Source organism: Treponema parvum (genome assembly GCF_017893945.1).
Taxonomy (GTDB): Bacteria; Spirochaetota; Spirochaetia; order Treponematales; family Treponemataceae; genus Treponema_D; species Treponema_D parvum_A.
The window spans coordinates 2,282,972-2,305,326 of sequence record NZ_CP054257.1 but is presented as its reverse complement, the minus strand read 5'-3'; the positions used below and the strand labels follow the sequence as shown (position 1 = coordinate 2,305,326).

The window sequence follows — 22,355 nt, the reverse complement described above, 5'->3', positions numbered from 1 at the left end:
CTAGAGTGAAGGACGGATCCCGTTAGGGATCTTAAATTCATTCATACCAATTTAAGGAGTTATATATGGCTGTAAAAAAGGTGACGGCTGTCATTAAACTGCAGTGTCCTGCAGGTTCTGCGACGCCCGCTCCGCCGATCGGTCCCGCTTTGGGCCCTCACGGTGTGAATGCGCCTAAATTCGTACAGGAATTTAATGACAGAACCAAGTCCATGGAAAAAGGGCTTGTGATTCCCGTCGTTATCACCGTCTATCAAGACAAGTCTTTTACGTTTATTTTGAAAACTCCGCCGGCGGCGGTTTTGATCAAAAGAGCGTTAAAGCTGGAAAAGGCTTCAGGTAATCCCCTTCGCGACAAAGTTGGAACTCTTTCTAAAAAAGATCTTGAAGAGATCGCAAAAACAAAGATGCCCGACATCAATGCGAACGATATCGAAGCGGCAAAAAAAATTATCGCCGGTACTGCCCGCAGTATGGGTGTAGAGGTGGAGCACTGATATGAAACACGGAAAAAAATATCGCGCGTCACTTACAAAGCACGATCTTACAAAAAAATATCCGGTTTCCGATGCTTGTAAGATAGTCGGCGAGTTGAGATACGCAAAATTTGATGAAACGGTAGAGGCGCACGTTTCGCTTCGCTTGGGCAAAGGTCAGACAGTTCGGGATACGCTGGTTTTCCCCAATCAGTTTAAAGCCGAAAAAAAGGTTCTTGTGTTCTGTAAAGAAGACCGCGCCAAAGAAGCTTTGGACGCAGGAGCGGCCTACGCCGGAGCTCAGGAATATATCGATAAGGTTAAGGACGGCTGGCTCGATTTTGACGTTGCCGTAGCTACTCCCGACATGATGAAAGATGTGGGACGCTTGGGTATGGTTCTCGGACGCAAGGGGCTTATGCCTAATCCCAAGACGGGAACGGTAACGAACGACATCGTTCAAGCGATCGGCGAACTTAAAAAAGGCCGCACCGAATACCGTGCCGACAAGGGCGGCGTAGTTCACATTGCCGTAGGTAAGAGTTCTATGGACACGGCTAAGCTTGCGGAAAACATCACGGCGCTTTTAGGCGAAATCTGGCGCAAAAAGCCTTCTGACGCAAAGGCCGGTTTTATTCAGAGCGTTTCCGTAAGTTCGACTATGAGCCCCGGTGTATGGGTCGACTATAAGGAAGGAGAGTGATTATGGCTATGAGGGCAAAGAAAGTTCAGCCTGCAAAGACTGAGGCGATCGAGTCTGCAAAAAAGACGTTTGAAGGCTATAATGATTTTATTTTTACGGATTATCGCGGTCTTACGGTTGAACAGATTTCAGCGTTGCGCGGTAAGCTCCGTGAAAAAGATTCTCAGTTCAAAGTCGTAAAAAATAATTTTGCAAAGATTGCATTTGACAGTCTTAAAATTGAAAATGTTTCGGAATTCCTCAAAGGGCCTACGGCTATCGCCATGGCTAAAGAGGATTCAAACGATATCGCGAAAGTTTTGTTTGATTTTGCCAAAGAAGTGCCGGCCTTGAGCGTTAAGGCGGGGTATATCGGAAAAGAAATCTACGATGTGGCTAAAATGGAAGCCTATTCGAAGATTCCGGGCAAAAAAGAACTCATCGCAATGCTTATGTCTGCAATCAACGGGCCTGCGCGTAAATTGGCCGCCACATTGAAGGCGTATGCAGAAAAAAAAGAAAAGGACGGGGGAGCGGCTGTTGAAGCTGCAAAAAGCGGTGCGCCTGAAGAGACTGCCGGTGCGGCTCCTTCCGAGGCGGCGGCTTCCAAGGCCGAGCCTGCAGAAAATGCGGCTCCTGCGGCCGAAGCTCCCAAAGCAGAAGGCGCAGCTCCTGCAGCGGAAACAGCCGCGACCTAAGGGTTTTCGCCTGGCTGTGGAGGCGGCTCTAAGGGGCGACCTTTCAGCTTCTGTTTTTGTTTTTAAGCGCGGTCAGGCTTCATCGCTGTCGACTGTCCGTGCTGTGGGGTGTTGTAAAACTTTTGTAAAAAGCTTTAGCGCCCTTTATAAAATGCCGCAGCACGGCGATTTGAGTGCCTTAAAGCGGCGAGAAAATGCTTAAGCGGGGTAAAATATGCCTCGCGGCGGCTAAAAATTTTTATTTTTGGAGAAGACAATATGGCAGCATTAACAAACGATCAAATTCTTGACGCGATCGCAAACATGACGGTTTTGGAAGCTTCGGAGCTTGTAAAGGCTATGGAAGAGAAATTCGGCGTAACGGCGGCGGTTGCCGTTGCTGCGGCTCCTGCAGGCGGCGCGGCTGCTGCAGGCGGCGGAGAAGAGCAGACTGAGTTCACCGTAACTCTCGATTCTTTTGACGCTGCAAAGAAAATCCCCGTCATCAAGATTGTGCGTGAAATTACGGGGCTCGGACTTGGAGAAGCAAAGGCGCTCGTTGAAGGCGCTCCGAAGACCGTTAAGGAAGGCGTAAGCAAAGCCGACGCCGACGAGATGATCAAAAAGATCACCGAAGCCGGAGGCAAGGCAAGCAAAAAATAAGCGGAATGATTACCGTCTTATAAAAATCGTGCTTGAATTCGGCTCCTGCAGGGGCGTAAGAGTCTTAAAGCTTCCTTGCGAGCCGTTTAAAAGCCGGTCAGGTTCTTGTCGTTTGCGGTCTTTCCCGTTTGCGGCGAAACTTGACTGATTTTCGGGCTGCTCCTTGAAAATTTTCAGGGCAGCCCCGATTTGTCTATTATAAAATATTTGTGCAATGATTTTGTGCTGTGAAGGAGTTTCTTTCATGTAGCAAAATAAGATTGCAATGTTTTTTTTAGCGAGGTTTTTGATGTTCGCAAAAAGCCGGACGATCAACCGTCAGTACATTGGAAAAAACATCCAAAAATTTATGGATGTTCCCAACCTAATAGACATTCAGTTGTCATCTTATGAGAGTTTCCTGCAGAAAAATAAAGTTGAAAAAAAAGAGCCGCTTGACGAACAGGGGCTGCAGGAAGTTTTTTCATCTACCTTTCCTATTGAAAGCCCTAACGGGGACATGGCTCTCGAATATGAATTTTACGATCTTGATATGCAGAACATCAAATTTTCGGAATTTGAATGCAAGCAAAAGGGTCTGACATACGCGGTTCCTTTAAAAGCCAGGATAAATTTAAATTTTTTGCAGACCGGCGCGATTTTGCAAAAAGATATATACATGGGCGACATTCCGCTCATGACTGACCGCGGAACGTTTATCATAAACGGCGCCGAGCGTGTAGTAGTTTCTCAAATTCACCGCTCTCCCGGCGTTATATTCAGCCACGATAAAGGCGTTTACGGCAGCCGCATTATTCCCTACCGCGGTTCATGGCTTGAATTTGAAATAGACCAAAAAAAAGAACTGATTTTTGCTAAGATCGACCGCAAAAAGAAAATTCTCGGAACGATTTTTTTGCGGGCTTTAGGTTACAATACCCGCGAAGAGATCATTCGTTGTTTTTACGAAGTGGAAAATGTCAAAATTAAAGACACCCGTGAAGACAGAGACGCTCTTGTAGATAAGGTTCTGGCCGAGCCTGTAGTAGTAAAAGACAAGGATTCGGGCGAAGAAAAAAAACTTTACCGAGCGGGCGTTCGCCTTTATCTTCATGACATAGACGAGCTTATTGCTCACGGAGTTAAGTCTATTTCGGTAATTAAATTTGATACCAGAAAAAATCCCGGCGATAAAAACAATAAAGAAAAAAATCTGTCGCTCAATTCCCAGATAATCATAAACTGTTTTGAACGCGAAGACATACGTTTTGCCAAAGAAGGTTCCGAAAACGAAGAGCCTACCAAGGAAGACGCGCTTTCGGCCGTTTATTCGGTTCTTATGCCGAGCGAGCCTATTACCGTTGACGCCGCGGAAAAAGATTTGAATTCCATGTTCTTTTCTTTGCGCCGTTACGACTTGGGGCGCGTAGGCCGCTATAAACTGAATAAGAAATTCGATTACAAGGAAAACGTTGAAGAACATACGCTCGTTAAACAAGACATCGTTGCGACGATGAAATTTCTTTTGAACGTCTACATAGGTGAAGAGCAGATCGACGACATAGACCATTTGGGAAACCGCCGTATCCGTTCCGTAGGCGAGCTTATGACAAATCAGCTCAAGACCGCATTCAGCCGCATGGAACGCATAGCGAAGGAGCGCATGAGCCTTAAAGAAACCGAAACCATGAAGCCGCAGGATCTTATTTCCATTAAACCGATCGTTGCGTCCATTAAAGAATTCTTCGGTTCGAGCCAGTTGTCGCAGTTTATGGATCAGGTAAATCCTCTTGCGGAACTTACGCATAAAAGGCGTTTAAATGCTTTAGGGCCGGGAGGACTTTCACGAGATCGTGCCGGCTTTGAAGTTCGCGACGTACACTATTCGCATTACGGGCGTATGTGCCCTATAGAAACTCCCGAAGGCCCGAATATCGGTCTGATTGTTTCGCTGGCTATTTATACTCACATAAACGAATACGGATTCCTTGAAGCTCCGTACCGGAAGATAGAAAACGGAAAGGCTACTAAGGACTATGAATATCTGTCGGCTATGGACGAAGACAAGTATTACATAGGACAGGTCAGCGAAAGTCTTAAGGCTGACGGATCCTTCAGCACGGAACTTATTTCCTGCCGGCACCGCGGCAACTACACTCAGCGCTCGCCGCGAGACGTTCAGTACATGGACGTTTCTCCGCGCCAGGTCATTTCCGTTTCGGCCGCGCTCATTCCGTTCCTTGAGCACGACGATGCAAACCGCGCCTTGATGGGCTGTAACATGCAGCGTCAGGCCGTTCCTCTTTTGTTCCCCGAACCTCCGTACGTCGGAACGGGCATGGAACAAAAATGCGCCTACGATTCCGGAGTTCTTGTAACCGCAAAGAGAGCGGGAGAAGTCGTGTGGGTTTCAAGCGACTGCATTAAAGTCAAACCCGACGGCAAAGCTGAAAACGAACTTGACGAATACACTCTTTTAAAATATCAGCGTACTAATCAGGATACGTGCAATCATCAAAGACCGACGGTTGACGTAGGTGAAAAAGTAAAAGCCGGAGACATTCTTGCCGACGGGCCTGCAACCTTTAACGGCGAGCTCGCCTTGGGACGGAACCTTTTGGTCGGGTTTGTGCCGTGGAACGGTTATAATTACGAAGACGCGGTTCTGATTTCTCAGCGTGTCGTAAAAGAAGACATGTACACTTCCATTCACATAAAGGAATTTTCGACTGAGATACGAGAGACAAAGCTCGGGCCTGAAAAAATCATCCGCGACATTCCGAATACGGCTGAAAAAACGCTCGACAACTTGGACAGCGAAGGTATTATCCGTGTGGGAGCGAAAGTCCGCTCGGGAGATATTCTCGTAGGAAAGGTAACTCCTAAAAGCGAAACGGAGACTACTCCCGAATTCAAATTGCTCAATTCTATTTTCGGCGAAAAGGCAAAAGAAGTTCGCGATTCGTCGCTCCGCGTTCCCCACGGTGTGGAAGGGGTCGTCATAGACGTTCAGCGTTTGCGCCGTACCGAAGGGGATGATTTAAGTCCCGGCGTTGATGAAGTTGTAAAAGTTCTTATCGCGAACAAGCGCAAACTCCGCGAAGGCGATAAGATGGCCGGCCGACACGGAAACAAGGGCGTCGTTTCAAGAATACTTCCGGTTGAAGATATGCCGTATTTGGAAGACGGAACTCCTCTTGACGTGTGCTTGAATCCTCTCGGCGTTCCTTCCCGTATGAACATAGGCCAGATTATGGAATCGGAACTCGGCATTGCCGGAAAGTATTTGAATCAGTTCTACGAATTGCCGGTGTTTCAGTCGCCGTCGCAGGAAATGATTGCGAAAAAACTTGAAGAAGCGGGGCTTTCAAAGGATTGTAAACAAATCGTTCGCGACGGGCGCACGGGAGAACCGTTTGTAAATCCTATTTTTGTAGGCGTCATATATTATCTTAAACTGCACCACCTTGTAGACGACAAGATGCATGCGCGTTCTACCGGACCGTATTCTCTTGTTACGCAACAGCCTCTCGGCGGAAAAGCACAGTTCGGCGGACAGCGCCTTGGTGAAATGGAAGTATGGGCTCTTGAAGCTTACGGCGCCGCAAACACTTTGCAGGAAATGATGACTATCAAATCCGACGACATGAACGGACGATCGAAAATTTACGAGTCGATCGTAAAGGGCGACCCGTCCACTCCTGCCGGCGTTCCGGAATCTTTTAATGTTTTAGTTCAGGAAATGCGCGGCTTGGCGCTGGATTTCACTATTTACGACGCCAAAGGTAAACAGATCGCTCTTACGGAGCGGGATCAGGAGCTGATCGACAAAGCGGCTTCCGGTTTTGACAAGGAGACTACCAATGCGTGATATTCAAGATTTTGCGAGCCTTAAGATAAAGCTTGCTTCACCCGATACGATTCGTGCATGGTCCTACGGTGAAGTTAAAAAACCCGAGACTATAAATTACCGCACGCTCCGCCCTGAAAAAGACGGCCTTTTCTGTGAGCGCATCTTCGGTACTACAAAGGAATGGGAATGCTATTGCGGAAAATTTAAATCTATTCGCTATAAGGGCGTCATTTGCGACCGTTGCGGCGTTGAAGTTACTCATTTTAAAGTAAGGCGCGAACGCACGGGGCATATAGAACTTGCCGCGCCCGTGAGCCACATATGGTATTATCGTTCGGTTCCAAGCAGAATGGGATTGCTTCTTGACCTGCAGGTTGCGGCATTGCGGTCGGTTTTGTATTACGAAAAGTACATAGTAATCGATCCGGGCGACACGGATCTTAAAAAACGGCAGCTTTTAACCGAAGAAGAATACATCGAAGCGCAGGAGCGTTACGGACAGGCGTTTACGGCCGGAATGGGAGCGGAAGCGATCAAAACCTTGTTGGAAGGGCTTGATCTTGACGCCCTTGCCGCGGAACTCCGCGCAAAGATGATCGAAAAAGGCGCAAAAAGCGACAAGCGTCTTTTAAAACGCATTGAAATAGTCGAAAGTTTCCGCACTTCGGACAACAAGGCTTCGTGGATGATTCTTGACGTTATTCCCGTAATTCCGCCGGAACTTCGCCCTATGGTACAGCTTGACGGCGGACGTTTTGCAACTTCCGACTTAAACGACTTGTACCGCCGAGTGATAAACCGCAACAATCGACTTAAAAGGCTTCAGCAGCTTTCCGCACCGGACATCATCATACGCAACGAAAAGCGAATGTTGCAGGAAGCTGTGGACGCTCTGTTCGACAACAGCAAGAGAAAGCGCGTCGTAAAAGGCGCTTCAAACCGTCCGCTGAAATCCATAAGCGACATGCTGAAGGGTAAACAGGGACGGTTCCGCCAGAATTTGCTCGGAAAACGCGTCGACTATTCCGGCCGCTCCGTTATCGTCGTAGGTCCCGAATTGAAACTTTGGCAGTGCGGCCTTCCTACAAAGATGGCTTTGGAATTGTTTAAACCTTTTATAATGAAAAAGCTTGTGGACAAGGACGTCGTTTTCAATATCAAAAAGGCTAAGATGCTCGTAGAACAGGAATCGCCCGAAGTTTATGCCATTCTTGACGAAGTTGTCCGCGAACATCCGGTTATGCTTAACCGCGCTCCCACTCTTCACAGGCTGGGCATACAGGCTTTTGAGCCCGTCCTTGTAGAAGGAAAGGCGATAAAGCTGCATCCTCTGGCGTGTAAGGCATTTAACGCGGACTTTGACGGCGACCAAATGGCCATCCACGTGCCGCTTACTCAAGCTGCGCAGATGGAATGCTGGACGCTCATGCTTTCCGCAAGAAACCTGCTTGATCCTGCAAACGGCAACACTATAGTTTATCCGTCGCAGGACATGGTTTTGGGCATTTACTATATGACCTCAATAAAAACTTCCGGCAAGGGAAGCGGCAAAAGGTTTTCGTCGGCAGATGAAGTAAGACTTGCCGCCGAAGGCGGAAGCATTGAGTGGCAGTCGCTGATAAAGGTTCCCGTAGAAAAACGCCCTTATAACGGCAAGGTTATAGAAACTTCGGCCGGACGGCTTGCGTTTAACGAAGCGATGCCTGATGAGGTAGAATACGTCAACGAGCAGATGGACGACAAAAAGCTCAGAAAGATGATCGAAAAAGTCTATCATATCAACGGACCTTGGCTTACCATTCAAATGCTCGATGCGATTAAGTCCGTCGGGTACAGGAATGCGATGTTCTACGGCGCCACTCTCTCGATGGACGATATTATCATTCCTAAAGAAAAGAAAGATATGATGGACAAGGCCAACAGGGAAGTAGAAGAGATCGTAGGCCAGTATTCAAGCGGTCTTATTTCGGACAAGGAAAGATACAACAAGGTTACAGATATTTGGCAGCGCACCAACGAATCTTTGACAAAGGTCATGATGGAAAACCTTGCCAAAGACAAGGACGGTTTTAACACTATCTACATGATGGCAAAATCGGGCGCGCGCGGTTCCCCCAAGCAAATTTCTCAGCTCGCGGCTATGCGCGGCCTTATGGCTAAGCCTAACGGCGAAATCATCGAGCTTCCCATACGTTCCAATTTCTACGAAGGTTTGTCGGTTATCGAGTTCTTTATTTCCACTAACGGCGCCAGAAAAGGTTTGTCCGACACCGCTCTGAAAACGGCGGACGCCGGCTACATGACCCGCCGCTTGGTAGACGTTGCTCAGGATGTAGTCATAAACGAGGACGACTGCGGAACCATAAACGGCATTGATTATGCGGCCATAAAGAACGGCGACGAAATCGTTGAAACCCTTTCTTCGCGCATTGTGGGGCACTATACTATTGAACGCGTAGTTCATCCCATTACCGGAGAGCTTTTATGCGACGTCAACGAGTACATCGACGACGATCTGGCAAAAAAGATCGAAGAAGCCGGCGTTGAAAAAGTTAAGCTCCGCACCGTGTTGACCTGCGAAGCCCAGCACGGGCTTTGCGTAAAGTGCTACGGTAAAAACCTTGCGCGCAACAAGATCGTTGAAATCGGTGAGGCCGTCGGTATAATCGCCGCTCAGTCCATCGGTCAGCCGGGAACCCAGCTTACCATGCGCACCTTCCACGTAGGAGGCACCGCGTCCAAAGTTACCGAAGACAATCGTATTTCTCTTAAATACGACGCTCTCATAGGAGCGGTGGAAGGTTCCCGCGTAGACACGAAAGACGGAAACTGGCTGTTCACGCGCAAAGGATATATGGAAACCACGCATCTTTTAGCGCATTACGATATGGAAAAGGGCGATAAACTTCTCGTTTCCGATGGGAATCTCATCATGAAGGATACGGCGATAATCAATCGTAAAGGCAAAGATGTAACCGCTTCGGAGACGGGACGCATAATAATCGTAGGCGACACTCTTTACATAGGCGTCGCAAATTCAATAAGGGTGGAAATCGGCAACGGTTCGACTATCTATGTCAAACCGGGCGACGTAGTTAAAGCCAACGCGGTTATAGGCGAATTTGACGCTTTCAGCGAGCCGATTATCGCCGAGTATTCGGGTTACGTTCACTTTGAAGACGTTATCATTGGTTCGACTTTGGAAGAAAAGATCGACGCAAAAACCGGTTCGGTCGAGCGGCGCATAAGCGATCTGCACTTGGACGTAAAACAGCCGCGCATCCTTATCACGGACGAAGCCGGAAACGAAATGGGAAGCTATCACCTTCCTTCGGGAGCGATTCTTCAAGTGGAAGATAAGCAGAAGGTTGAAGCCGGTGTAACGCTTGCAAAGCTTGCCAAAGAAGTTGCCAAAACTAACGACATTACCGGCGGTCTTCCGCGCGTTTCGGAGCTGTTTGAAGCGCGAAAACCCAAAGAACCTGCCGTCCTTTCGAAGATTTCAGGAATCGTGAAATTCGGCGGCGTTACAAAGGGAAAGCGCCTTGTCATAGTGGAAGACGTTTACGGCAGAAAATTCGACCATCTGGTTCCCATGACAAAGCGCATGCTTGTCCGCGACGGCGATCACGTCGTTGCGGGAGAATCTTTGTGCGACGGCTCTCCGAGTCCGCATGACATACTTGCGATTCTGGGTGAAAACGCGCTCCAAAACTACCTTATGGACGAAATCCAGCAGGTTTATCGCGCGCAGGGCGTAGACATAAACGATAAGCACATAGGTATTATCGTCCGTCAGATGCTCAGAAAGGTGGAAGTTATGGCCGTAGGCGATACGCACTTTATCTTCGGCAAGCAGGTGGACAAATATAAATTCCATGATGAAAACCGCCGCGTAGTTGCCGAAGGCGGACAGCCTGCGATCGCTCAGCCGATGTTCCAGGGAATAACCAAGGCTTCGCTGAACGTGGATTCCTTTATATCCGCAGCCTCTTTCCAGGAAACGACGCGCGTTCTTACCAATGCGGCAATTTCCGGGGCTACCGACGGTCTGCACGGCATAAAAGAAAATGTGGCCATCGGGCACATGATACCTGCCGGAACCGGCATAAGGAATTACAAAAATGTAAGGCTTTTTGACGAGTCCGACAAAGATCTTGACGTGCAAATGGAAGAAATTGTCGAGCGGCGCAGGGAAGAAAAGGCTCTTGCGGAACAGCTTGAAGAATCCGCCGGCGCAATGATGGCCGACGACGCGGACTGATAGATTGGATTTCGGGTTTTATTAAACTCGAAATTTTCCAACCCTTTAGTATGTAAACTGAATGGCGAGTTTTGAAAACGAGGTGCGGAGGCGAGGTTCCGGCCGCGTGACGCTTCGAGCGTTATGCTTAGAGAATTTTGCTCTAAAAGCTCGACCGCGGCATACACAGCGAGTTTGCGATGCAAACTCGTAAGTGAGCGTAGCGAACGGACTTCTCGCTGAAAGCATATTATAACTCGTCGAAACTTCGAAGAAATCGCTGAAGGTGAGTTTTTCGAGATGTCCTTAAGTATTTGCGGAACCTGCCTTTCAAAAGGCTTGACTTACGTTTCGTGAATTTTGTAATATATAAAACCTGAATTTTAACCGACTGCGCCGTTTCGGCGGTCTAAGTTAAAAGCGCCGCGCTTATTTGCGGTGTCTTTCAAACTAAGGTTTGAAATTTTGCCCGGAGTGCTGACCGGCAACAATTATAGAGGAGAATAGGCCGATGCCTACAATTAATCAATTAATTCGTCAAGGACGTAGAACTGCTGCAAACAGAACCAAATCTCCCGCGCTTGAGTCCTGTCCGCAAAAACGCGGCGTATGCACCCGTGTTATGACAGTCACGCCCAAAAAACCGAATTCGGCTCTCCGCAAGGTAGCCCGCGTTCGTTTGTGCAATGGAATAGAAGTTACTGCATATATTCCGGGAATCGGACATAATTTGCAGGAACACTCTGTGGTTTTAATCCGCGGCGGCCGTGTAAAGGATCTGCCGGGCGTTCGTTATCATATCATCCGCGGTGCGAAAGACGCTTTGGGCGTTGAAGATCGCAAGCGCGGCCGTTCGAAATACGGCGCAAAAAAGCCTAAGGCATAAAGGAGTGTAAAGATGGGAAGACATAAAAAAACTATCGACCGTCCGATATTGCCGGATGCAAAATACAACAGCGTAGTTATTTCTAAATTTATAACCCGTATGATGTTGGACGGAAAAAAAGCGTCGTGTACCAGAATCGTGTACGAAGCCTTGGATAAGCTGAAAGCAAAGACCGAAGCGGAGCCTTTGGAAGTATTTTTAAAGGCGATCGACAACGTAAAACCAGTCGTAGAAGTAAAGTCGCGCCGCGTCGGGGGCGCTACATATCAGGTTCCCGTAGAAATCCGTGATTCCAGACGTGAAGCCTTGGCTATGCGTTGGGTGATCACGGCCGCCCGTTCAAGAAGCGGACACGGAATGGCCGACACGTTAGCTCTTGAATTGTTTGACGCTTTTAACAACACCGGCACTGCGTTTAAGAAAAAAGAAGACACTCATAAAATGGCTGAGGCTAACAAGGCCTTTGCCCATTACAGATGGTAGTTTTCGGCGATTAGGACTAAAAGTTCGTCGCTTGAAAATTCAGTTATTTTTGTAATACGGCACCTTTGAGAATTTTAAAATTGACTCTTAAAGGTGCTTTTTTTTGATATTTTTTAACTTTGCTATTGCAATTTAATTATAAAAAGTGTATAAATAATTTCACTGCAAATTTCATTTTATGACATTGCAGCAGGGTTCTTTGAGAGTCAGGCGGGTGTTAAGCCCGGTGCAGCCGTAAAGTTAATTGTTTTTTCAATTTTCAGGTTTGTACGACCCTTTAATGTGCTGATTCCGCCGTCGGCGGGATCCGTAAAGATGATTGATGACATTAAGGGTTTCTGACAGGTCCGTAATATGTGGACGTCAGGCTCATGGATGCCAGACCAGTCGTCAGGCGGTTAAGTTTGATGGTGATAGGTGGTGCCGGCCATTGATATTCCGAATAGATGGAATGTCGTGCGAGATTAATTTCTGTTCCGTTTCCAACTCTAAAATCATCTCACAGGCATTAACCGATTTAAGTGTGTATGCGAATATGGCGTTTTCGTCAGAAAACCGTCATGTTCTGGCTTAAAGTGCATCACATAAAATTATGTATGCCGGCAAAGAGGATAGTCCGGCAAGGAGAAAAACATGGCGAAGGAGAAGTTCGTTAGAACTAAGCCCCACATGAACGTTGGAACCATCGGTCACGTTGACCATGGTAAGACTACTTTGTCTGCAGCAATCACACAGTATTGTGCAAAAAAATACGGTGATCACGCGCTTAAGTATGATGAAATTGATAACGCTCCGGAAGAAAAAGAGCGCGGTATTACGATCAATACGCGCCACCTTGAATATCAGTCGGACAAACGACACTACGCGCACATCGACTGTCCCGGACACGCCGACTATATCAAAAACATGATCACCGGCGCAGCTCAGATGGACGGAGCCGTTCTCGTCGTTTCCGCTCCCGATTCCGTTATGCCCCAGACGCGCGAACACTTGCTGTTGGCTCGTCAGGTAGGCGTTCCGAAGATCATCGTTTTCCTGAACAAGGTTGATCAGGTGGATGATCCGGATCTTCTTGAATTGGTAGTTGAAGAAGTAAAAGACACTCTTAAAGAATACGGCTTTGCCGCGGAAACTCCGATCATAAAAGGTTCCGCGTTTAAGGCTTTGAACGAAAGCGACAAGGCTGAAAACACCGCCTGCATCGAAGAACTGCTCACGGCTATGGACACGTGGTTTGACGATCCGATTCGTGACGAAGCAAAACCGTTCCTTATGCCGATCGAAGACATTTTCACTATTTCCGGACGAGGAACCGTTGTAACTGGACGCGTAGAGCGCGGCGTTGTAAACATGAACGACGAAGTTGAAATCGTAGGTATCCGCCCGACGCAGAAGTCAACCGTAACCGGTATCGAAATGTTCCAAAAGACGCTCGATCAGGGTATTGCGGGAGACAACGTAGGCGTTCTTTTGCGCGGTATTGAAAAGAAAGACGTGGAACGCGGCCAGGTTCTTGCAAAGCCCGGATCCATTCATCCTCACACGAAATTCGAAGCGCAGATTTATGTTCTGTCCAAGGAAGAAGGCGGACGCCACAGCCCGTTCTTCTCAGGCTATAGGCCTCAGTTCTATTTCCGCACGACGGATATTACCGGAACGGTAACGCTCGAAGCGGGAACGGATATGGTAAAGCCCGGCGATAATGTAAAGATTATCGGCGAATTGATCCACCCGATCGCTATGGATGAAGGTCTTAAGCTTGCTATTCGTGAAGGCGGTCGTACGATCGCTTCCGGTCAGGTTACTAAAGTAATAGAATAGTCCGGTTTTGTTATAGATAATGCCTGCGGCTTTTAAGCTGCAGGCTCTATTTCAAATCCATTGGAGGAATAATGGCTAACGGAAAGATTCGTGTCAGACTCCGCGCTTTCGATGTTGAGTTGATCGATCAGAGTGCAAAAGCCATCGTGCAGACTGTGCAGAAAGCGGGCGCAAAGGTCTCGGGCCCGATACCGCTTCCTACCAGGATAAATAAGGTTACCGTATTGCGTTCTCCTCATGTAAATAAAAAATCACGTGAGCAGTTTGAAATGCGTACGCACAAGCGCCTTATCGATATTCTTGAACCGACGTCCGATGTTATGGATTCGTTGATGAAACTGGAATTGCCTGCCGGTGTGGATGTGGAAATCAAGCAGTAGTTTTTATTGCTTTTAAACGGTATCGGTCCTCCGGATCTGGGATGACGGCCGTAAATTGTTTAAGGAGAACATCAGAATGAAAGGTCTGATTGCAAAAAAAGTGGGGATGACCCAGGTTTTTGACGAAAGCGGTAATCTTATACCAGTAACCGTGATCCACGTCGAACCTAATGTGGTTGTTTCCACAAAGACAAAAGAAACCAACGGGTATGATGCCGTAGTTTTGGGTCTTGAAGATATTAAGTCTTCAAAGGCCAGCAAGGCATATGCCGGACAGTTTCCTGAAAATATTTCACCGAAACGTTATTTAAAAGAATTTCGCGATTTTGACAATGACGTAAAAGTAGGAGACCTTGTAGGTCTTGAACTGTTTGAAAAAACACGTTTTCTTGACGTGAGTGCGACTTCTAAGGGCAAGGGTTTTGCCGGCGTAATGAAGCGGTGGGGATTCCACGGCGGACGCGCTACGCACGGTTCCAAATTTCATCGAGAGCCGGGCGGTACGGGGCATTCCACAACACCCGGGCATTGTTTTAAGAACACGAAGCTCCCCGGTCGCATGGGTTCTGAAAAAGTCACGGTGCAAAATCTTAAGATCATTAAAGTTGATCCTGAATTGAAAGTTATTATGGTTCGCGGGGCGGTACCCGGGAATAAAGACTGTACGCTGATCGTCAAGTCCGCGGTAAAGAAATAACGACGGAGGAAGATAATTATGGAAAAGAAAGTCTATTCTGTCGATGGTAAAGAGCTGCGCACTATTATGCTTGATGATAAAGTGTTCGGTCTTCCTGTGAATGAGGATGTCATTTACTATGCCATCAATAATGAACTGGCAAATAAGCGCGTGGGCACGGCTTGCACAAAGGGCCGTTCCGAAGTGCACGGCAGCAATGCAAAGCCGTATAAACAAAAAGGCACCGGGCGTGCCCGGCGCGGCGATAAAAAATCTCCGCTTTTAGTCGGCGGCGGCGTTATATTTGGCCCGAAACCGAGAGATTTCAGCTATTCCATCCCTAAAAAAGCAAAGCGCTTGGCGATGAAGTCGATTTTGAGCCTTCAGGCGCAGAGCGACAGGCTCACCGTGGTGGAAGATTTTACCGTAGAAAGCGGAAAGACAAAGGATTTGGTAAAAATTCTTGATAATTTTGCCAAAAATGAAAGGACTGTTATCATCCTTAAAGATGATGACGCAAAGATAAAGCAGGCCGGAAACAATATTCCCAATTTATACTTCCTTTCTTATAACCGATTGCGTGCGCACGACTTGTTTTACGGACGCAAAGTCATTTTGCTTGAAACGGCTGCGAAAAATATTTCACAGTTTTACAATGCTGACGAAAAGGAGGCTGAATAATGTTTAACGAAGACGTTATTATAAAGCCTGTTATTTCCGAAAAGGCAAATGCATTGCGCGAACAGGATAAATATGTATTTATTGTGCGTTCCGATGCTACTAAAACACAGGTTAAGGATGCGGTTTCAAAACTTTTCAGTGTAAAAGTTATAGGCTGTACGACGATGAATGTGATGGGAAAGATTAAACGCCTTCGGGGCAGACCCGGGCGTACGTCTTCTTATAAAAAAGCCGTAGTGCGCATAGCACACGGCGAGACGATTAAGGTGTTCGAAGGCGCTTAAGCCTTAGACTGCGAATTAAGGGGAATCAGATATGGCTCTGAAAATTTTTAAGCCGGTCACCGCAGGGACCCGAACACGTGTTGACCTGCGAAAGGATGAACTGACTGCCGACAAGCCGGAAAAAACTCTGGTGTCGGGCAGAAAGTCTTACGGAGGACGCGGCGCCGGAGGACGTATTTCCGTACGTCATCAGGGGGGCGGACACAAGCGCAGATACCGTGATATTGATTTTAGACGCGACAAACACGGAATTCCGGGAACCGTCAAGACTATAGAATACGATCCGAACAGGAGTGCGAATATCGCATTGATTTTCTATGCCGACGGCGACAAGCGTTATATTATTGCGCCTAAAGGTTTGACCGTAGGGCAAAAGATAATGTCCGGAGAAAATGCGGATCCTTCCGTGGGAAACGCGCTTCCGCTTTCGGTAATTCCTGTGGGTTTTACCGTGCATAATATTGAATTGACGATAGGCCGCGGCGGGCAGTTGGCCAGGTCCGCAGGCGCAAGCGCGCAGGTCGCGGCGAAGGAAGGAGACTATGTAACTCTCCGCCTGCCGTCAAGCGAACTCCGCCGCGTAAACGGAAAATGCTATGCTACGATCGGCGTGGTAGGAAATGAAGACCACATGAATGTTCAGCTGGGTAAAGCCGGACATTCAAGGTGGCTCGGAATTCGTCCTTCCGTGCGCGGTATGGCGATGAACCCTGTGGATCATCCGCTCGGCGGCGGTGAAGGCAGAGGTAAGGGACGTAACCCCGTTACTCCTTGGGGACAGCCTTGCAAAGGCTATAAAACCCGCAACAAGCGGAAGACGTCGGACAGATTTATCGTTTCGCGTCGGAAGAAATAGTTGTATAGGAGTTAATAGTGTCAAGATCTGTTAAAAAAGGCCCTTTTGTTGAAAAGAGCCTGTATAAAAAGGTTACGGAAATGAATAAAGAGTCTGACAGGAAGATGATAAAGACATATTCCCGCTGCTCTACAATCATCCCTGAAATGGTTGGCAATACGATTTCCGTCTATAACGGAAAAACATGGATTCCGGTTTATATCACGGAAAACCTTGTCGGGCACAAGCTCGGCGAGTTTGCTCCTACGCGTATATTCCGCGGACATGGTGGTACTGATAAAAAAGCTAGCGCCGGCGCGGCTCCGGCAGCTAAATAATAGGTGGATATTATGACTGTAAAGAAAGGTTATGTAGCCACTGCAAAATTCCTGATCGCATCTCCTACTAAAGTTCGTCCTGTAGCGCATGTGATCAATCAAAAGTCCTGTTCGAAGGCGATGGCGATTCTTGAGAATATGCCGCAGAAAGGCGCGGAACTTATCCGCGGCACGTTGAAGTCTGCGGTGGCCAATGCGCTGAATGCTAACAACAAACTGGATGAAGACATGCTGTTCGTTAAGGAAATTCGTATTGACGAAGGCCCTAGACTGAAAAGAGTTTGGTTCCGTGCGCGCGGCCGCGCCGATCAGCTTTTAAAACGCATGTGTCATATTACAGTGGTCGTTGACGAAAAGGCGGAGGAATAAAGTGGGTCAGAAAGTTAGTCCTATCGGTTTACGTCTTGGAATCAACAAGACATGGCAGTCCCGCTGGTATGCATCTCCCCGTGAATATGCAGACCTGGTTTTGGAAGACATGAAGATCAGAAAAATGATCTCCGAGTTTCCGGAATGTAAAAATGCGGACATCGCACAGATTGAGATCATTCGTCATCCTCAGCGGGTTACCATCGTGATTCACACGGCCCGCCCGGGAGTAATTATCGGTGTAAAAGGCGCTACGATCGAAAAGATCAGTACGGACATTCAAAAGCAGCTGACAAAGAAGGTGCAGATAAAGATAAAAGAGATCAAACGCGCCGACGTCAACGCTTCTTTGATTGCGCAAAATGTAGGCCGTCAAATGATGGGTCGCGCTTCATTCCGTAAAGCTATGAAGCAGGCGACGAGCAACGCTATGAGAGCCGGCGCTCAGGGTATAAAGATCCGCTTGGCCGGACGTCTCGGCGGCGCCGAAATGAAGCGGAGCGAAGAGCAGAAGGAAGGAAGAGTTCCTCTTCACACTCTTCGTGCGGATATCGACTATGGTGTCTTTGAAGCTCTCACTACTTACGGCAAAATAGGCGTAAAAGTTTGGGTGTACAACGGCATGAATTATGGTCATGAGCAGAACGAAGACGCAGGACAGCTTGTCCGAAAGCCTCGGCGTGAAAGACCTGCCCGTGCAAATGCGACCGGACAAGACGGTGAAACCTCCGTCGAAAAAGGCGCCGAAAACGCGGACAAGGCTTCAAGGAGTTAGTCTATGCCACTTAGTCCTAAAAGAGTAATTCACCGTAAGGTGCAGCGCGGCAGACAACACGGTTTTGCTACGCGCGATAATAATATTGATTTTGGAGACGTCGCGCTTGTGGCCATGGATCCCGTCTGGCTGCGTGCGACTCATATCGAAGCTGCCCGTGTTGCGATCAACCGTAAGATAAATCGCGCCGGACAGGTTTGGATTCGCGTCTTTCCGGATAAGCCGATTTCACGGAAGCCTGCCGAAACCCGTATGGGTAAAGGAAAAGGCGCTCCTGAATTTTGGGCTGCGAACATAAAGCCGGGCATGATACTGTTTGAAATAGGCGGAATCGAAAAGGGGCTTGCTGCCGACGCTTTAAAGCTTGCGGCAAGTAAATTGCCCATAAAAACAAAAATTGCTTATAAGCCTACAAAAGATTAAGGAGGTATAAGATGGCAAAGTCGACAAAAAAAACAGACAAAGAACTGTCTTATGCTGAATTGGTAAATCAGCTTACAGAGCAGAAAAAGAAATACATGGATTTGCGTTTTCAGATGATCATTTCCCATGTTGATAATCCGATGCAAAAACGTACTATGCGCCGAGAGATCGCCCGCTTGAATACGTTTATCCGGCAAAAAGAACTTGCCGGAGAGAATAAGTAGGAGCTGAGCCGTGGAAGAACAAGCTGTAAAAGCCAAAGCGTCGAAACGTTCTTTTGTAGGACTTGTCACAAGCGATAAGATGGATAAGACGATAGTCGTCACCGTTTCTACAAAACGAATGGATCAGCTTTACAAAAAATATGTTACGTGGACTAAAAAATATAAGGCTCATGATGAAAAAAATGACGCCCATATCGGTGATACGGTCCGTATTGTGGAATGCCGCCCCTTGAGCAAGGATAAGTGCTGGCGTTTGGCCGAGATCGTTGAACGCGCTAAATAAGGAGAAAAACTATGATTCAGATGCAGTCAAACATGACCGTCGCTGACAACTCCGGCGCAAAAATCGTCCAGTGTATTAAGGTCATCGGCGGATCTCACCGCCGCTATGCCGGAATCGGTGACATTGTTGTCGTAGCCGTAAAAGAAGCGATTCCTACGTCTACTATAAAAAAGGGTTCCGTTGAAAAGGCCGTTATTGTCCGCCAGGCAAAAGAATACCGCCGTCCGGACGGAACTTATATCCGTTTTGACGATAACGCTTGCGTCATCGTAGACGAAAATAAGAATCCCAAGGGCAAGCGCATTTTCGGACCCGTCGCCCGCGAGCTGCGCGATTTGGATTACATGAAGATAATCTCGCTTGCTCCGGAAGTTTTGTAAGGAATATTGACTATGGACAAAAAATATAAAATCCGTAAGGACGATACGGTTCAAGTGCTTGCAGGTAAAGACAAAGGTAAACGCGGAACCGTTGTCCGCATCATTCCTAAAAAAGATGCGGTGATCGTGTCGGGCATAAACATTGTTAAAAAAGCAATGAAAAAACGCTCTCAGCAGGATCAGGGCGGTATCGCCGAAATTGAAGCGCCGCTGCATATTTCCAATGTTGCAGTCGTTGACAAAAAAGGTAACCCGACGAGAGTCGGATATAAGATTGAAGGCGACAAGAAAATTCGTGTCAGCCGCAAAAGTGGAGAAGCACTGTAATGGATAATTACGTACCCCGGCTTAAGAAAGTCTATAAGGACACTATCGCGCCAGAGCTTTTTAAAGAGCTCGGCTATACTTCAGTCATGCAGATACCCGCCGTAAAAAAGGTAGTTGTCAGCATGGGTGTAGGCGAAGCTCTCACAAATAAGAAACTCCTTGATGCCGCGCTTGACGACCTTACCCAAATAACCGGTCAGAAAGCTGTAAAAACAAAGGCGAGGAAAAGTATTGCGAACTTCAAGCTTCGTGAGGGCAATGAGGTAGGCGTAATGGTAACGCTCCGAGGAAACATCATGTATGAGTTCCTCGACAGACTTATCAATGTCGCTCTGCCGCGTGTCAAGGATTTCCGCGGAATCAAAGCTACCGGCTTTGACGGTCACGGAAATTTTTCTCTTGGTATTACAGAGCAAATAATTTTTCCGGAGATCGATTTCGATAAGATCGCTAAAATTTCCGGATTAAACGTTGCTATTGTAACTAGTGCCAGAACGGATAGTGAAGCCCGTGCTCTGCTTGCCAAGTTCAACATGCCCTTCCGTAAATAAGTGAGGAGTTCATGGCTAAAAAATCAATGATGATAAAGGCATCCCGTACGCCTAAGTACAGCACACGCAGATATAACCGGTGTCCGCTTTGCGGCAGGGCAAGAGGCTATCTGCGGAAATTCAAGATGTGCAGAATTTGTTTTCGTAAATATGCAAGCCAAGGCTTATTGCCCGGCGTCATTAAATCCAGCTGGTAGCGTGGTAGGAGAGTAAAATGAGTGCATCAGATCCCGTAGCAGATATGCTTACAAAGATCCGGAATGCGGCACAGGCCCGCCACGAAAAGGTAGACATTCCCGCTTCCAAATTAAAGTTGGAAATCGTGAAAATCCTGAAAACCGAAGGGTTTATCAAAAACTTTAAAAAGGTTCAGGAAGAAGGCCACAGTGTGATCCGCATATTCTTAAAATATGACGATCAAAACGGTTCGGTAATTCACGGACTTGAAAAAATTTCAACGCCCGGACGCCGCGTTTATTCGGGTTATAAAGATATGCCGCGTGTTTTTAACGGCTACGGCATAGTTATCGTTTCAACATCTTCCGGCGTTACCACTGTTCGTAAGGCTAGAGAGAAGATGGTGGGCGGCGAGCTCGTCTGTAAGGTTTGGTAATAGGAGTACGACATGTCAAAACTTGGTAAACTTCCTGTAGCTATTCCCGAGGGCGTAAGCGTAAACGTCGCTCCTTCTTTGGTTACCGTAAAGGGGCCTAAGGGTGAATTGAAACAGGATTATACGAATAACGTTTCTATCGAAGTTAAGGGAAACGAGGTGTTGGTGACGCCGCTGGAAGAAACGAAGGCTGCAAATGCCGCACACGGGCTGTACCGTAACCTGATCCATAACATGGTCATAGGCGTTTCGAAGGGCTTTTCAAAAACGCTTGTCATAACAGGCGTAGGTTACCGCGCTGAAGTGCAGGGAAAAACGCTCGTTATGAACTTGGGCTATTCCAACGACTTTGTTGCGATGATCCCGGACGGTCTTACGGTGACGGCCGACGCACAGGGGCAGGTTACCGTTTCCGGCATAAGCAAGCAGCAGGTCGGAGAATTCAGCGCTCAGATTCGTAAATTACGTAAACCCGAACCTTACAAGGGAAAGGGAATTCGTTATTCTACTGAAGTCATCAGACGCAAAGTCGGTAAGACCGGTGTTAAATAAGGTGAAGCGATATGTTAAAGAAACTTGACGATAAAAGAAGAAAACGTCTGCATAGAAAGATCCATATCCGTAAATCCGTTTACGGAACGGCTCTTCGTCCGCGCATGACTGTGACCCGCAGCAATTGTAATCTTTATGTTCAGGTAATTGATGATGATGAGGGAAAAACCCTTGCTTCAATTTCCACACTTGAAAAGGATTTTGCCGCTCTTAAGCCCAATACGGACGGAGCTGCAAAACTTGGAGAAGCTTTTGGGGCACGCCTTAAAGATAAAAAAATTACTACGGTAGTTTTTGACCGGAACGGTTATCTTTATCACGGTGTTATTAAAGCCCTTGCTGACGGAACCCGTAAAGCCGGGATCGTATTCTAGGAGAGGCTATGGAACATCGGAAAAATGTTGATAAGGACCCCAGAGAAAAAGAGTTCATTGAAAAACTCGTTACTCTTAACCGCACTGCGAAGACCGTAAAAGGCGGACGGCGCATGTCGTTTGCGGCGCTGACCGTTGTCGGCGACAGAAAGGGACGAGTCGGTTACGGTTTAGGAAAGGCCAACGACGTAAGCGAAGCTATTAAAAAGAGTATAGATAAGGCTAAAAGGAACCTCATAACTTTGCCCATAAAAAACGGAACCATTCCTCATGAAATTATCGGCAAATACAAGAGTTCTTCCGTGCTGCTTAAACCTGCGTGTTCCGGTACCGGTATTATTGCCGGCGGTACGGTGCGTGCGGTTTTGGACGCCGCCGGCGCAACCGACGTGCTTTCAAAGTCGATCGGTTCGAGCGCTTCGGTAAACGTTGTGCGTGCGACTTTCAATGCAATAGCAAAAATGCTTGACGCGCGCACTGTAGCGGCTAACAGAGGCAAGACTCTGGCCGAGTTGTGGGGGTAATTT

28 protein-coding genes are annotated in these 22,355 nt (G+C 47.6%); all 28 read left to right on the top strand.

Annotated elements, in window-relative coordinates; translation table 11 throughout:
- Positions 1-65 precede the first annotated feature (65 nt).
- The 28 genes from rplK to rpsE all read left to right on the top strand — a co-directional run bounded on the left by rplK (position 66) and on the right by rpsE (position 22,352).
- Complete coding sequence (gene rplK / locus HRI96_RS10165) at positions 66-497, top strand: 50S ribosomal protein L11 (protein ID WP_210117247.1); 432 nt, start codon at positions 66-68, stop codon at positions 495-497.
- 1 nt (position 498) lies between these two features.
- Positions 499-1,179, top strand: coding sequence for a 50S ribosomal protein L1 (gene rplA, locus HRI96_RS10160; RefSeq protein ID WP_210117246.1), 681 nt, complete (start codon positions 499-501; stop codon positions 1,177-1,179).
- Positions 1,180-1,181: 2 nt separating this feature from the next.
- Positions 1,182-1,856: a 50S ribosomal protein L10 gene (gene rplJ / locus HRI96_RS10155; RefSeq protein WP_210117245.1), complete on the top strand. Its 675-nt coding sequence runs from the start codon at positions 1,182-1,184 to the stop codon at positions 1,854-1,856.
- Positions 1,857-2,114: 258 nt separating this feature from the next.
- On the top strand, positions 2,115-2,498 hold the full coding sequence (gene rplL, locus HRI96_RS10150; protein WP_210117244.1) for a 50S ribosomal protein L7/L12: 384 nt from the start codon (positions 2,115-2,117) through the stop codon (positions 2,496-2,498).
- Between the two features lie 289 nt (positions 2,499-2,787).
- Entirely contained in the window at positions 2,788-6,348 is a 3,561-nt protein-coding gene (rpoB, locus tag HRI96_RS10145) for a DNA-directed RNA polymerase subunit beta (protein ID WP_210118690.1), read from the top strand.
- Positions 6,341-10,594 carry a DNA-directed RNA polymerase subunit beta' gene (gene rpoC, locus HRI96_RS10140; protein ID WP_210117243.1) on the top strand — a complete coding sequence of 1,418 codons (4,254 nt, stop codon included), beginning with the start codon at positions 6,341-6,343 and terminating at the stop codon, positions 10,592-10,594. The genes rpoB and rpoC overlap by 8 nt, the downstream gene beginning before the upstream one ends.
- Before the next feature lie 490 nt (positions 10,595-11,084).
- Positions 11,085-11,459 carry a 30S ribosomal protein S12 gene (rpsL, locus tag HRI96_RS10135; protein WP_210117242.1) on the top strand — a complete coding sequence of 125 codons (375 nt, stop codon included), beginning with the start codon at positions 11,085-11,087 and terminating at the stop codon, positions 11,457-11,459.
- 12 nt (positions 11,460-11,471) lie between these two features.
- Positions 11,472-11,942: a 30S ribosomal protein S7 gene (rpsG, locus tag HRI96_RS10130; protein WP_210117241.1), complete on the top strand. Its 471-nt coding sequence runs from the start codon at positions 11,472-11,474 to the stop codon at positions 11,940-11,942.
- Between the two features lie 633 nt (positions 11,943-12,575).
- Complete coding sequence (gene tuf / locus HRI96_RS10125) at positions 12,576-13,763, top strand: elongation factor Tu (RefSeq protein ID WP_210117240.1); 1,188 nt, start codon at positions 12,576-12,578, stop codon at positions 13,761-13,763.
- A 71-nt stretch (positions 13,764-13,834) separates the two neighbouring features.
- Positions 13,835-14,143, top strand: coding sequence for a 30S ribosomal protein S10 (gene rpsJ / locus HRI96_RS10120; RefSeq protein ID WP_210117239.1), 309 nt, complete (start codon positions 13,835-13,837; stop codon positions 14,141-14,143).
- Positions 14,144-14,219: 76 nt separating this feature from the next.
- Positions 14,220-14,840 (top strand): 50S ribosomal protein L3, encoded by a 621-nt coding sequence (rplC, locus tag HRI96_RS10115; protein WP_210117238.1) that lies wholly within the window; start codon positions 14,220-14,222, stop codon positions 14,838-14,840.
- A gap of 18 nt (positions 14,841-14,858) precedes the next feature.
- Positions 14,859-15,500 (top strand): 50S ribosomal protein L4, encoded by a 642-nt coding sequence (gene rplD / locus HRI96_RS10110; RefSeq protein WP_210117237.1) that lies wholly within the window; start codon positions 14,859-14,861, stop codon positions 15,498-15,500.
- On the top strand, positions 15,500-15,784 hold the full coding sequence (locus HRI96_RS10105; protein ID WP_210117236.1) for a 50S ribosomal protein L23: 285 nt from the start codon (positions 15,500-15,502) through the stop codon (positions 15,782-15,784). Before rplD ends, HRI96_RS10105 begins: the two co-directional genes overlap by 1 nt.
- Positions 15,785-15,815: 31 nt before the next feature.
- Complete coding sequence (gene rplB, locus HRI96_RS10100; RefSeq protein ID WP_210117235.1) at positions 15,816-16,640, top strand: 50S ribosomal protein L2; 825 nt, start codon at positions 15,816-15,818, stop codon at positions 16,638-16,640.
- A 17-nt stretch (positions 16,641-16,657) separates the two neighbouring features.
- Complete coding sequence (gene rpsS / locus HRI96_RS10095) at positions 16,658-16,957, top strand: 30S ribosomal protein S19 (protein ID WP_210117234.1); 300 nt, start codon at positions 16,658-16,660, stop codon at positions 16,955-16,957.
- Positions 16,958-16,969: 12 nt separating this feature from the next.
- Positions 16,970-17,326 (top strand): 50S ribosomal protein L22, encoded by a 357-nt coding sequence (rplV, locus tag HRI96_RS10090; RefSeq protein ID WP_210117233.1) that lies wholly within the window; start codon positions 16,970-16,972, stop codon positions 17,324-17,326.
- A 1-nt stretch (position 17,327) separates the two neighbouring features.
- Positions 17,328-18,101 (top strand): 30S ribosomal protein S3, encoded by a 774-nt coding sequence (rpsC, locus tag HRI96_RS10085; protein ID WP_210117232.1) that lies wholly within the window; start codon positions 17,328-17,330, stop codon positions 18,099-18,101.
- 3 nt (positions 18,102-18,104) lie between these two features.
- The gene (rplP, locus tag HRI96_RS10080) at positions 18,105-18,524 is read left to right on the top strand and encodes a 50S ribosomal protein L16 (protein ID WP_210117231.1); all 420 of its coding nucleotides are present in this window, start codon (positions 18,105-18,107) and stop codon (positions 18,522-18,524) included.
- Positions 18,525-18,535: 11 nt separating this feature from the next.
- Complete coding sequence (rpmC, locus tag HRI96_RS10075) at positions 18,536-18,748, top strand: 50S ribosomal protein L29 (protein ID WP_210117230.1); 213 nt, start codon at positions 18,536-18,538, stop codon at positions 18,746-18,748.
- Between the two features lie 10 nt (positions 18,749-18,758).
- Positions 18,759-19,031 carry a 30S ribosomal protein S17 gene (rpsQ, locus tag HRI96_RS10070; RefSeq protein WP_210117229.1) on the top strand — a complete coding sequence of 91 codons (273 nt, stop codon included), beginning with the start codon at positions 18,759-18,761 and terminating at the stop codon, positions 19,029-19,031.
- Between the two features lie 11 nt (positions 19,032-19,042).
- Positions 19,043-19,411: a 50S ribosomal protein L14 gene (gene rplN, locus HRI96_RS10065; protein WP_210117228.1), complete on the top strand. Its 369-nt coding sequence runs from the start codon at positions 19,043-19,045 to the stop codon at positions 19,409-19,411.
- A gap of 12 nt (positions 19,412-19,423) precedes the next feature.
- Complete coding sequence (rplX, locus tag HRI96_RS10060) at positions 19,424-19,738, top strand: 50S ribosomal protein L24 (RefSeq protein ID WP_210117227.1); 315 nt, start codon at positions 19,424-19,426, stop codon at positions 19,736-19,738.
- Positions 19,738-20,289: a 50S ribosomal protein L5 gene (gene rplE / locus HRI96_RS10055; RefSeq protein ID WP_210117226.1), complete on the top strand. Its 552-nt coding sequence runs from the start codon at positions 19,738-19,740 to the stop codon at positions 20,287-20,289. Before rplX ends, rplE begins: the two co-directional genes overlap by 1 nt.
- Before the next feature lie 11 nt (positions 20,290-20,300).
- On the top strand, positions 20,301-20,486 hold the full coding sequence (locus HRI96_RS10050) for a type Z 30S ribosomal protein S14 (protein ID WP_210117225.1): 186 nt from the start codon (positions 20,301-20,303) through the stop codon (positions 20,484-20,486).
- Positions 20,487-20,503: 17 nt separating this feature from the next.
- Positions 20,504-20,902 (top strand): 30S ribosomal protein S8, encoded by a 399-nt coding sequence (gene rpsH / locus HRI96_RS10045; protein WP_210117224.1) that lies wholly within the window; start codon positions 20,504-20,506, stop codon positions 20,900-20,902.
- A gap of 12 nt (positions 20,903-20,914) precedes the next feature.
- Positions 20,915-21,454, top strand: coding sequence for a 50S ribosomal protein L6 (gene rplF / locus HRI96_RS10040; RefSeq protein WP_210117223.1), 540 nt, complete (start codon positions 20,915-20,917; stop codon positions 21,452-21,454).
- Between the two features lie 11 nt (positions 21,455-21,465).
- Entirely contained in the window at positions 21,466-21,828 is a 363-nt protein-coding gene (gene rplR / locus HRI96_RS10035; RefSeq protein ID WP_210117222.1) for a 50S ribosomal protein L18, read from the top strand.
- A gap of 8 nt (positions 21,829-21,836) precedes the next feature.
- Positions 21,837-22,352 (top strand): 30S ribosomal protein S5, encoded by a 516-nt coding sequence (rpsE, locus tag HRI96_RS10030; RefSeq protein ID WP_210117221.1) that lies wholly within the window; start codon positions 21,837-21,839, stop codon positions 22,350-22,352.
- Positions 22,353-22,355: the final 3 nt, after the last annotated feature.

Coding starts and splice junctions, on each gene's coding strand:
- rplK (WP_210117247.1), top strand. CDS start 66: ATGGCTGTAAAAAAGGTGACGGCTGTCATTAAACTGCAGTGTCCTGCA.
- rplA (WP_210117246.1), top strand. CDS start 499: ATGAAACACGGAAAAAAATATCGCGCGTCACTTACAAAGCACGATCTT.
- rplJ (WP_210117245.1), top strand. CDS start 1,182: ATGGCTATGAGGGCAAAGAAAGTTCAGCCTGCAAAGACTGAGGCGATC.
- rplL (WP_210117244.1), top strand. CDS start 2,115: ATGGCAGCATTAACAAACGATCAAATTCTTGACGCGATCGCAAACATG.
- rpoB (WP_210118690.1), top strand. CDS start 2,788: ATGTTCGCAAAAAGCCGGACGATCAACCGTCAGTACATTGGAAAAAAC.
- rpoC (WP_210117243.1), top strand. CDS start 6,341: ATGCGTGATATTCAAGATTTTGCGAGCCTTAAGATAAAGCTTGCTTCA.
- rpsL (WP_210117242.1), top strand. CDS start 11,085: ATGCCTACAATTAATCAATTAATTCGTCAAGGACGTAGAACTGCTGCA.
- rpsG (WP_210117241.1), top strand. CDS start 11,472: ATGGGAAGACATAAAAAAACTATCGACCGTCCGATATTGCCGGATGCA.
- tuf (WP_210117240.1), top strand. CDS start 12,576: ATGGCGAAGGAGAAGTTCGTTAGAACTAAGCCCCACATGAACGTTGGA.
- rpsJ (WP_210117239.1), top strand. CDS start 13,835: ATGGCTAACGGAAAGATTCGTGTCAGACTCCGCGCTTTCGATGTTGAG.
- rplC (WP_210117238.1), top strand. CDS start 14,220: ATGAAAGGTCTGATTGCAAAAAAAGTGGGGATGACCCAGGTTTTTGAC.
- rplD (WP_210117237.1), top strand. CDS start 14,859: ATGGAAAAGAAAGTCTATTCTGTCGATGGTAAAGAGCTGCGCACTATT.
- HRI96_RS10105 (WP_210117236.1), top strand. CDS start 15,500: ATGTTTAACGAAGACGTTATTATAAAGCCTGTTATTTCCGAAAAGGCA.
- rplB (WP_210117235.1), top strand. CDS start 15,816: ATGGCTCTGAAAATTTTTAAGCCGGTCACCGCAGGGACCCGAACACGT.
- rplV (WP_210117233.1), top strand. CDS start 16,970: ATGACTGTAAAGAAAGGTTATGTAGCCACTGCAAAATTCCTGATCGCA.
- rplP (WP_210117231.1), top strand. CDS start 18,105: ATGCCACTTAGTCCTAAAAGAGTAATTCACCGTAAGGTGCAGCGCGGC.
- rpmC (WP_210117230.1), top strand. CDS start 18,536: ATGGCAAAGTCGACAAAAAAAACAGACAAAGAACTGTCTTATGCTGAA.
- rplN (WP_210117228.1), top strand. CDS start 19,043: ATGATTCAGATGCAGTCAAACATGACCGTCGCTGACAACTCCGGCGCA.
- rplX (WP_210117227.1), top strand. CDS start 19,424: ATGGACAAAAAATATAAAATCCGTAAGGACGATACGGTTCAAGTGCTT.
- rplE (WP_210117226.1), top strand. CDS start 19,738: ATGGATAATTACGTACCCCGGCTTAAGAAAGTCTATAAGGACACTATC.
- HRI96_RS10050 (WP_210117225.1), top strand. CDS start 20,301: ATGGCTAAAAAATCAATGATGATAAAGGCATCCCGTACGCCTAAGTAC.
- rpsH (WP_210117224.1), top strand. CDS start 20,504: ATGAGTGCATCAGATCCCGTAGCAGATATGCTTACAAAGATCCGGAAT.
- rplF (WP_210117223.1), top strand. CDS start 20,915: ATGTCAAAACTTGGTAAACTTCCTGTAGCTATTCCCGAGGGCGTAAGC.
- rplR (WP_210117222.1), top strand. CDS start 21,466: ATGTTAAAGAAACTTGACGATAAAAGAAGAAAACGTCTGCATAGAAAG.
- rpsE (WP_210117221.1), top strand. CDS start 21,837: ATGGAACATCGGAAAAATGTTGATAAGGACCCCAGAGAAAAAGAGTTC.